This window comes from Pseudomonas sp. PA-6-3C, assembly GCF_021605825.1.
Classification (GTDB): Bacteria; Pseudomonadota; Gammaproteobacteria; order Pseudomonadales; family Pseudomonadaceae; genus Aquipseudomonas; species Aquipseudomonas edaphica.
In genome coordinates, this window is record NZ_WKDV01000083.1 from 1 (window position 1) to 10,012 (window position 10,012).

Below are 10,012 nucleotides of genomic sequence, written 5' to 3' on the forward strand. Positions count from 1 at the left end.
AACCCCAACAGCCCCCCAATCCCGACTACCGGCTATTGTCAGAAATTTCCCACAAGAGTACAAATGTACTCCATGACAACCCTGACCCCCCGTCGCACCGCCATCCTGACCTTCATCCGCGACCGTATCGCGCAACAAGGCCAGCCCCCAAGCCTCGCCGAGATCGCCGAGGCGTTCGGCTTTGCCTCGCGCAGCGTCGCTCGCAAACACGTGGTGGCCCTGACCGAAGCCGGCTTCATCGAGGTCAACCCCAACCAGGCCCGTGGCATCCGCCTGCTCAACCAACCGGCGCGTCCCGAATGGCTGGACGTGCCCGTACTCGGCCGTGTCGCCGCCGGCCTGCCCATCGGCGCCGATGCCGAAGTGCACAATCGTCTGCAACTCGACCCCGCCACTTTCGCCAAAACCCCGGATTACCTGCTGCGTGTGCAGGGCGATTCGATGATCGAAGACGGCATCCTCGACGGCGACCTGGTGGGCGTGCGCCGCAGCGCCGAAGCCTTGAACGGGCAGATCGTGGTGGCGCGCCTGGACGGCGAAGTCACCATTAAACGCTTTGAGCGCCACGGCGAGCAGGTGCGCCTGCTGCCGCGCAACCCCGCGTATCAACCGATTGTGGTCGGGCCGGATCAGGACCTGGCCATCGAAGGGGTGTTCTGCGGCCTGGTGAGGCAAGGTTGATGGGCGCCGTCGTTGCTCTGGATACGCTGTTCAATGGCGGCCGCGTCTGGAAAGGCCGGCCCGCCGTGCCACCGGCCAGCGTGCACCCCACTGGGCTGGCGGCGCTGGACGCGGTGTTGCCCACGGGCGGTTGGCCGGAGTCGGCGCTGAGTGAAATCCTGATGGCGAAGGAGGGCGTTGGCGAGCTGCAATTGGTGTTGCCCACCCTGGCCCGCTTGTCCACGGCGGGCGAGCGCATTGTGCTGGTGGCGCCGCCTTACACGCCGTACCCCCACGCCTGGCAGAACGCCGGGGTGGATTTGCGCCAGCTTTCGGTGATCCAGGCCGAGGCGCGCGACGTGTTGTGGGCGGTGGAGCAGTGCCTGCGTTCGGGCAGTTGCGGCGCGGTGCTGTGCTGGCCGCGCAAGGCCGATGACCGCGCCTTGCGGCGCTTGCAGGTGGCGGCCGAGACCGGGCAAACCCTGGCGTTTGCCTGGCGCGCTTTGAGCGAGGCGGTCAATTCATCGCCCGCCGCCTTGCGCCTGGCCGTTGAGGCAAAACCTGCGCAAGTGCGGGTGCTCAAGTGCCGGGGCGGCTTGGCCCACCCGGCGCCGATAGCACTGGCGGGGCACTGAGGTTGCCATGCGCTGGGTGTGTATTGTCTTCCCGCAATTGGCGCTGGACGGGGTGCAGCGTGTGCACCCTGAGCCGGATCAACCGTTGGTACTGCTGGCCGGCACACCGCAGCGCCGCGTGCTGCAAACCGTCAATGCCGCCGCCCGCGCCTTGGGCCTGCGATCAGGTCAATCGCTGACGGCCGCGCATGCCCTGGCCAAAACCTTTGCCAGCGCCGAATACGACCCCGCCGAAATCGAGCGCTGGCAGCAGTTCCTCGCCGCCTGGGCCTACCGTTTCAGCTCCCAGGTCAGCGTGTATTACCCGCGTGCGTTGCTGTTCGAGATCGAGTCGAGCCTGGGCCTGTTCGGGCCGTGGCCGCAGTTTGAGGCGCGCTTGCGCCAGGAGTTGACCGAATTGGGCTTTCGCCACCGTATCGTCGCCGCGCCGAACCCGGCGGCGGCGCGGGTGCTGGCGAATATTTATGATGGTTTGGCGATCGGCGAGGACGCCTTGCAGCAGGCTCTGGCGCCACTGCCTATCGACCGCGCCGGTCTTGACCCGCAGGCGGCCACGGCCTTGTCGCGTATGGGCTTGCGTACCTTGGCCCAGGTGCAGGCGTTGCCTCGGCACACCCTGGCGCGACGCTTTGACGCCGGCTTGCTCAAGCACCTGGATGCCCTGAGCGGGCAGCGCCCACTGGCCCTGGCGTTTTACCAGCCGCCGGATCAGTTCGACGTGCGCATCGAGCTGAATTTCGACGTGCAGTCACACCAGGCGCTGCTGTTCCCGTTACGGCGCCTGACCGGTGACTTGTCCGCCTTCCTCTGCGGGCGCGACAGTGGCGTGCAACGTTTCGACTTGCACCTGGAACACGCCCAGGCGCCCGACAGTGTGATCAAGGTCGGCCTGCTCAGTGCCGAGCGCGAACCGTCGATGCTGTTCGAACTGGCCCGTGGCCGCCTGGAACAGGTGCAAGTCACCTCTCCGGTGCGCGGGTTCCGCCTGGTGGCCCAGGACCTGCCGGTGTTTGTGCCGCAACGCCAGGACCTGTTCGACGATCGCCCGCAACAAACCTTGCCTTGGGAGCAACTGCGCGAACGCTTGCGCGCACGGCTTGGCGATGAGGCCGTACAAAGCCTGCGCTTTCACGCCGACCACCGCCCCGAATGTGCCTGGCAGGCGAGCGCCGACAGCCGTGCGTGCCCGACCTTGCACAAAGTGCAGCGCCCCGGCTGGTTGCTGACTGAACCGACCTTGCTGGCCGAGCAGGGCGTGCAGATCCTGATGGGCCCGGAACGCATCGAATCCGGCTGGTGGGACGGCGCCGATATCCGCCGCGACTATTACCTGATCCGCACCCGTGCCGGCCAGCAAGGCTGGGCCTATCGCTGTGTGGGGCAGAACGACGGGCTGTGGCTGCAAGGCTGGTTCGCATGAGCTATGCCGAGCTGCATTGCCTGTCCAATTTCAGTTTCCAGCGCGGCGCGTCCAGTGCGCTGGAGCTGTTCGAACGTGCCAAGCGCCAAGGCTACAGCGCCCTGGCGATCACCGACGAATGCACCTTGGCGGGCATCGTGCGAGCCTGGCAGGCGGCGAAGGCGGTGGATTTGCCGCTGATTATCGGCAGCGAAGTGCGCATCGAAAACGGCCCGAAACTGGTGTTGCTGGTCGAAGATCTCAGCGGCTATCAACACCTGTGCCGCCTGATCACCCTGGCTCGCCGCCGCGCCGAAAAAGGCCGTTACCGCCTGCTGCACGCCGACTTCGAACAACCGATGCCCGGCCTGCTGGCGCTGTGGGTGGCCGAAGACAACGACACCCAGGCCACCCTCCAATGGCTGCAACACACCTTCGCCGAACGCCTGTGGCTGGCGGTGCACCTGCACTGCGGCCAGGACGATGCGCGCCATTTGCAGCAGCGCCTGGCCCTGGCCGCCAGCCTGCAGATCCCGGCGGTGGCCTGCGGCGATGTACACATGCATGCGCGCGGGCGCCGGGCCTTGCAAGACACCATGACCGCGATCCGTCATCACGTGCCGGTGGCCGAAGCCGGCACGCGCCTGCACCCCAATGGCGAGCGGCATTTACGCAGCCTCGACGCGCTGGCAGCGTTGTACCCGCAAGCGCTGCGTGATGAAACCCTGGCCATCGCGAAACGTTGCACCTTTGATCTCAGCCAGTTGCGCTACCACTACCCACGCGAACTGGTGCCCGCCGGCCATGATGCCCAATCCTGGCTGCGCACCGTGACCGAGGAAGGCATTGCCCAGCGCTGGCCACACGGTGTTGACGCCAAGACCTTGCAGCAGATCAACAAGGAATTGCAGTTGATCAGCGACCTCGGTTACGAAAGCTACTTCCTGACGGTGCACGACATCGTGCGCTTCGCCCGCAGCCGTTCGATCCTGTGCCAGGGCCGTGGCTCGGCCGCCAACTCGGCGGTGTGTTTTGCCTTGGGCATCACCGAAATCGACCCAAGCCTGACGGATATGCTGTTCGAACGCTTCCTGTCCAAGGAGCGCAATGAACCGCCGGATATCGATGTGGACTTCGAACATGAACGCCGCGAGGAAGTGCTGCAGTACGTGTTCCAACGCTACGGCCGCACCCGCGCGGCGTTGACGGCGGTGGTCAGCAGTTATCACGCATCCGGCGCGGTGCGTGATGTGGCCAAGGCCCTCGGTTTGCCGCCGGACCAGATCAACGCGCTGGCCGACTGTTGCGGACGCTGGAGTGAAGATGCGCCGCCGCTTGCGCGCCTGCGCGAAGGCGGCTTCGACCCGCAAAGCCCGATCCTGCGGCGTGTGCTGACATTGACTCAACAACTGATCGGTTTTCCCCGGCACTTGTCCCAGCACCCTGGCGGTTTTGTGATTTCCGAATACCCGCTGGACACCCTGGTGCCGGTGGAAAATGCCGCCATGGCCGAGCGCACCATTATCCAGTGGGACAAGGATGACCTCGACGCCGTGGGCCTGCTCAAGGTGGATATCCTCGCGTTGGGCATGCTCAGCGCGATCCGCCGCTGCTTCGACTTGCTGCGCCGCCATCGCAATCGCGATATGTCTCTGGCAGGCATACCCAAAGAAGACCCGGCCACCTACGCAATGATCAGCAAGGCCGACACCATCGGCGTGTTCCAGATCGAGTCGCGGGCACAGATGTCGATGCTGCCCAGGCTCAAGCCGCAGAACTTCTATGACCTGGTGATTGAGGTGGCGATTGTGCGGCCTGGGCCGATCCAGGGCGGCATGGTGCATCCGTACCTGCGGCGCCGGAATAACGAAGAGCCCACCACTTATCCATCGCCGGAACTTGAGGCGGTGCTGAAGCGCACCTTGGGCGTGCCGCTGTTCCAGGAACAGGTGATGCAGATCGCCATGGTTGCCGCCGACTATGGCCCCGGCGAAGCCGACCAGTTGCGCCGTTCCATGGCCGCCTGGAAACGCCACGGTGGCCTGGAACCGCATCAGCAGCGTCTGCGCACCGGCATGCTCAAGAACGGCTACAGCGAGGAATTTGCCGCGCAGATTTTCGAGCAGATCAAAGGCTTTGGCAGCTATGGCTTCCCCGAGTCCCATGCGGCCAGTTTTGCCTTGCTGACCTACGCCAGTTGCTGGCTCAAGTGCCATGAACCGGCGGCGTTCGCCTGTGCCTTGATCAACAGCTGGCCCATGGGTTTCTACAGCCCGGACCAGATCCTGCAGGATGCGCGGCGCCATCGCTTGCAGATCCGCCCGGTGGATGTGCTGGCCAGTGACTGGGATTGCAGCCTGGAGCCTGTCGACGGCCAGCAACCGGCGATTCGCCTGGGGTTGCGCATGATCTCGGGGTTTCGTGAGGAGGATGGACGGCGCATCGAGGCGGCGCGCCAGCGTCGTGTGTTCAGTGACATTGCCGACCTGGACGACCGCGCCGGCCTGGATGCGCGGGCCCAGGCGTTGCTGGCGGATGCCGGGGCCTTGCGTGCGCTGGCGGGCAACCGGCACCGGGCACGCTGGGAAGTGGCAGGCGTGCATAAACAGCTGGGGTTGTTCGCGGGCCTGCCGAGCCCCGACGAAGCGGCGGTGCAATTGCCGGCGCCGACGGTTGGCGAAGACTTGCAGGCTGATTACGCCACGGTTGGCACCACCCTCGGCCCGCACCCGCTGGCGTTGCTGCGTGATGAGTTGCGCAAACGCCGCTGCCGCAGCTCTTTGGAGCTGATGGCGGTGGAGCATGGGCGCAATGTCAGCGTCGCCGGTCTAGTGACCGGGCGCCAGCGCCCTGGCACCGCCAGCGGCGTGACCTTTGTGACGCTGGAAGATGAATTCGGCAACCTCAATGTGGTGGTCTGGCGCGACCTGGCAGAACGCCAGCGCCTGGCGCTGGTCGGCTCGCGGCTGCTCAAAGTCGACGGGCGCTGGGAGGCGGTGGGCGAGGTGCGGCACCTGATTGCCGGGCGTCTCACCGACCTGACGCCACTGCTGGAAGGCATTCATGTGCGCAGCCGGGATTTTCATTGAGGGCAGTGGTTTTTGTCGCCATTACCTCCTAACTTATAACAAGTGAAACCATCCGCCGCTGGCGCGCTCCAAAACGTTGCAAATACCCTCTCTTTGCACAGAGCCAACCGATGCAATTTTTATCCAACCCCTACGGCTGTGAAGGCTGGTCCGGTGAAATGGCCCAGCGTATCCGTGCTTTCGATTGGTCCGCCACGGATCTTGGCCCGATTGACACCTGGAGCGCCAGCCTGGCCTGCAACGTGCAGATGATGCTGGCCTCGCCCGTGCCGATGGTGATGCTGTGGGGGCGGGCCGGCTACATGATCTACAACGACAGCTATTCGGTGTTTGCCGGCGGCCGGCATCCGTACTTGCTCGGCACGCCGGTGGAGCTGGGCTGGCCGGAGGTGGCCGAGTTCAATCGCCACGTGGTCGACACCTGCCTGGCGGGCGGTACCTTGACGTTTAACAACAAAGACCTGGTGTTGTTGCGTAACGGCAAGCCGGAAACCGTCTGGCTGGACCTCTATTACAGCCCCGTCGCCGGGGACAATCAGCAGCCAGCCGGGGTGTTGGCGATTGTGGTGGAAACCACCGAGCATGTGCATTCCGAGCGCCTGCGCCAGGAACTTACCCATAACCTGGAGCAACGCGTCGCCGCCGAAGTGCAAGCGCGTTCCGCCGCCGAAGATCAGTTGCGCCAATCCCAGAAGCTTGAAGCCATCGGCGGCCTGACCGGCGGCGTGGCCCATGACTTCAATAACCTGCTGCAAGTGATCGCCGGCAACCTGCACCTGCTGGCCCGGAATGAGCCGGACAACCCCCAGGTGCAGCGCCGGGTCACGGCGGCCATCGCGGCGGTGGAGCGCGGCGCCAAGCTGTCCTCGCAACTGTTGGCGTTTGCGCGTCGCCAGCCGTTGTCGCCAGCGGTGTACAACCCGCAACGCATCTACGCCGGTTTAGGCGAACTGCTGCAACGGGCGTTGGGTGAGACCATTCATATCGACGTGCAACTGCCCCAGGATTCCTGGTGCATCAATGTCGACCGTAACCAATTGGAAAACGCGCTGCTCAACCTGGCGATCAATGCCCGCGATGCCATGCAAGGCGAAGGCGTGATTCGCATCAGCGGCGAAAATATCATCCTCAACCCGGGCGATTGCATCGGTAAAAGCATCAAGCCCGGTGAATACGTGCGTTTGGCAGTGACCGACACCGGTGTCGGCATGCCCCAGGAGGTGCTCAAGCGTGCGTTCGAGCCGTTCTTCACCACCAAGCGCGAAGGGCACGGCACCGGCCTGGGCCTGAGCATGGTGTTCGGGTTTGTGCGCCAAAGCGGCGGGCATGTGGAGGTGTGGAGCGAGGAGGGCAAAGGCTCGGTAGTGCAGATGTATTTCCCCCACAGCCTGGAACCCGAATGTGGTGAGGTCGACACCGAGCAGGCGACTCACAGCGGCGGCCAGGAAACCATCCTGGTGGTCGAGGACAACGAAGGCGTGCGCCTGACCGTGGTCGAGTTGCTGCAGCAATCGGGCTACACGGTACTGACCGCCGAAGACGGTGACCGGGCCATGCAAACCCTGCAAAACGGCGTGCAGCCGGACCTGATCTTTACCGACGTGGTGATGCCCGGCCGGGTCAAAAGCACCGACCTGGCCGACTGGGCGCGCGTGCAGCACCCGCCGGTGGCGGTGCTGTTCACCTCCGGGCACACCCGCGACATTCTTTCCAGCAATCATTTGCTGAGCTCCGACATTCATCTGCTGAGCAAGCCCTACAGCCCCGAAGCCCTCACGCAACGGGTGCGCAGCGTGCTCACCGCCAGACAAGGTTGCCCATGACGTCACAGCGCAACATCCCCCAGATCACCGCCCAGCGCCCAGGCTTTGTACGCGTGCGCGGCGCCCGCGAACACAACCTGCGTAACGTCGATGTAGACATTCCCCGGGATGCCCTGGTGGTGTTTACCGGCGTATCGGGTTCGGGCAAATCATCCCTGGCGTTTTCCACGGTGTATGCCGAGGCTCAGCGCCGCTATTTCGAATCGGTGGCGCCCTATGCGCGGCGCCTGATTGACCAGGTCGGCGTACCCGATGTGGACGCTATCGAAGGCTTGCCCCCGGCCGTGGCCCTGCAACAGCAGCGCGGCACGCCGAGTGCACGCTCGTCGGTGGGCAGCGTCACTACCTTGTCGAGCCTGATCCGCATGCTGTATTCGCGTGCCGGCAGTTATCCGCCGGGGCAGGCGATGCTGTACGCCGAGGACTTTTCACCGAACCTGCCCCAGGGCGCCTGCCCGCACTGCCACGGTTTGGGCCGCGTGTATGAGGTGACCGAGGCGCTGATGGTGCCGGATCCGTCCTTGACCATTCGCCAGCGTGCGGTGGCGTCCTGGCCCTTGGCGTGGCAGGGGCAGAACCTGCGCGACATCCTTGTGACCCTGGGCTATGACGTGGACATCCCGTGGCGCGACCTGCCGAAAAAGCAGCGCGACTGGATTCTGTTTACCGACGAAACCCCGACCGTGCCGGTGTACGCAGGCTTCACCCCACAGCAAACCCGCGACGCGTTGAAACGCAAGCTGGAGCCGAGCTACCAGGGCACGTTCAGCGGTGCGCGGCGCTATATCCTGCACACCTTCAGCCATACCCAAAGCGCACTGATGAAAAAGCGCGTGTCGCAGTTCATGCAGGGCAGTGCGTGCCCGGCGTGCGAGGGCAAGCGGCTGAACAAGGCGGCGCTGTCGGTGAAGTTTGCCGGGGTGGACATCGGCGAGCTGTCGCAACTGTCGCTGGCGCAGTTGGCCGAGCTGCTGCGCCCGGTGGCGGCGGGGCAGGACAAAATGAAGCTGTCGGTGGAAAAGCGCCTGGCCGCTCAGCGTATCGCCCAGGACTTGCTGGAGCGGGTCAGCACCCTCACCGAGTTGGGCTTGGGCTATCTGTCCCTGGAGCGCAGCACGCCTACATTGTCATCCGGGGAATTGCAGCGACTGCGCCTGGCCACCCAGTTGGGCTCGCAGCTGTTCGGCGTGATCTATGTGCTGGACGAGCCCTCGGCAGGCCTGCACCCGGCGGATGGCGAAGCATTGTTTACTGCACTTGAGCGTTTGAAAGCGGCCGGCAATTCGTTGTTTGTGGTGGAACATGACCTGGAAACCATGCGCCGCGCCGACTGGCTGATCGACGTGGGCCCGGCGGCCGGTGAGCACGGCGGACAAGTGCTGTACAGCGGTCCGCCGGCCGGGTTGGCGGATGTGCAGGCCTCGCAGACGCGCGAGTATTTGTTTGCCGAGCGGCGCGTTTGCAGCACGACGCGACGTGAGCCGTCGGGGTGGCTGAAGCTTGAAGGGGTGACGCGTAATAATCTCAAGGATCTAAGCGTGGATTTCCCGCTGGGTTGCTTTACGGCGGTGACGGGTATTTCCGGCTCGGGCAAGTCCAGTCTGGTCAGCCAGGCGCTGTTGGAACTGGTGGGCACAGGCTTGGGCCGTGTGCTGGAAAGCGACGAAGAACCGAGCCTTGAAGACGATGCCCCGCAAAGCAGTGGTGGGCGGGTCAGCAGCGGTTTGGAACAGATTCGACGTTTGGTGCAGGTGGACCAGAAACCCATCGGCCGCACGCCGCGTTCTAACCTGGCGACTTACACCGGGTTGTTCGATAACGTGCGCAAATTGTTTGCGGCAACGCCGGCGGCCAGGAAGCGTCATTTCGATGCCGGGCAGTTCTCGTTCAACGTCGCCAAGGGCCGTTGCCCTCATTGCGAGGGGGAAGGGTTTGTCAGTGTCGAGTTGCTGTTTATGCCCAGCGTGTATGCGCCGTGTCCGACGTGTCATGGGGCGCGTTATAACCCTGAGACGTTGGCGATCAAGTGGCAAGGCTTGAGCATTGCCCAGGTGCTGGGGTTGACCGTGGAGCAGGCGGTCGAGGTGTTTGCCGAGCAGCCTGGGGTGTTGCGTTCGTTGCAAGTGTTGCGGGATATCGGTTTGGGGTATCTGCGTCTGGGGCAGCCGGCGACCGAGCTGTCCGGCGGTGAGGCGCAGCGGATCAAGTTGGCGACCGAGTTGCAACGTAATGCCCGGGGCGCGACGTTGTATGTGTTGGATGAGCCGACTACGGGTTTGCATCCTCGGGATGTGGACCGTTTGCTGAGTCAGCTTAATCATCTGGTGGACGCGGGGCACACGGTGGTTGTGGTGGAGCATGAGATGCGCGTGGTGGCCCAGGGGGATTGGGTGATTGATATTGGGC

General features: G+C 64.3%; 6 protein-coding genes. All 6 read left to right on the forward strand.

What is annotated here, in order from left to right; all coding sequences use genetic code 11:
- The first annotated feature begins 63 nt into the window (after nt 1-63).
- Nucleotides 64-681 (forward strand): transcriptional repressor LexA, encoded by a 618-nt coding sequence (gene lexA / locus GIW48_RS29375; RefSeq protein WP_017135402.1) that lies wholly within the window; start codon nt 64-66, stop codon nt 679-681.
- Nucleotides 681-1,295, forward strand: a complete 615-nt coding sequence (gene imuA / locus GIW48_RS29380; protein ID WP_017135401.1) for a translesion DNA synthesis-associated protein ImuA — start codon at nt 681-683, stop codon at nt 1,293-1,295. Before lexA ends, imuA begins: the two co-directional genes overlap by 1 nt.
- Nucleotides 1,296-1,302: 7 nt before the next feature.
- Entirely contained in the window at nt 1,303-2,715 is a 1,413-nt protein-coding gene (locus GIW48_RS29385) for a Y-family DNA polymerase (protein WP_170040991.1), read from the forward strand.
- On the forward strand, nt 2,712-5,783 hold the full coding sequence (locus tag GIW48_RS29390; RefSeq protein WP_236462876.1) for an error-prone DNA polymerase: 3,072 nt from the start codon (nt 2,712-2,714) through the stop codon (nt 5,781-5,783). Before GIW48_RS29385 ends, GIW48_RS29390 begins: the two co-directional genes overlap by 4 nt.
- Nucleotides 5,784-5,893: 110 nt before the next feature.
- Complete coding sequence (locus tag GIW48_RS29395) at nt 5,894-7,606, forward strand: ATP-binding protein (RefSeq protein WP_099548156.1); 1,713 nt, start codon at nt 5,894-5,896, stop codon at nt 7,604-7,606.
- On the forward strand, nt 7,603-10,012 hold a 2,410-nt coding region (locus GIW48_RS29400; protein WP_236478374.1), incomplete at its 3' end, for an excinuclease ABC subunit UvrA. The genes GIW48_RS29395 and GIW48_RS29400, both read left to right, overlap by 4 nt.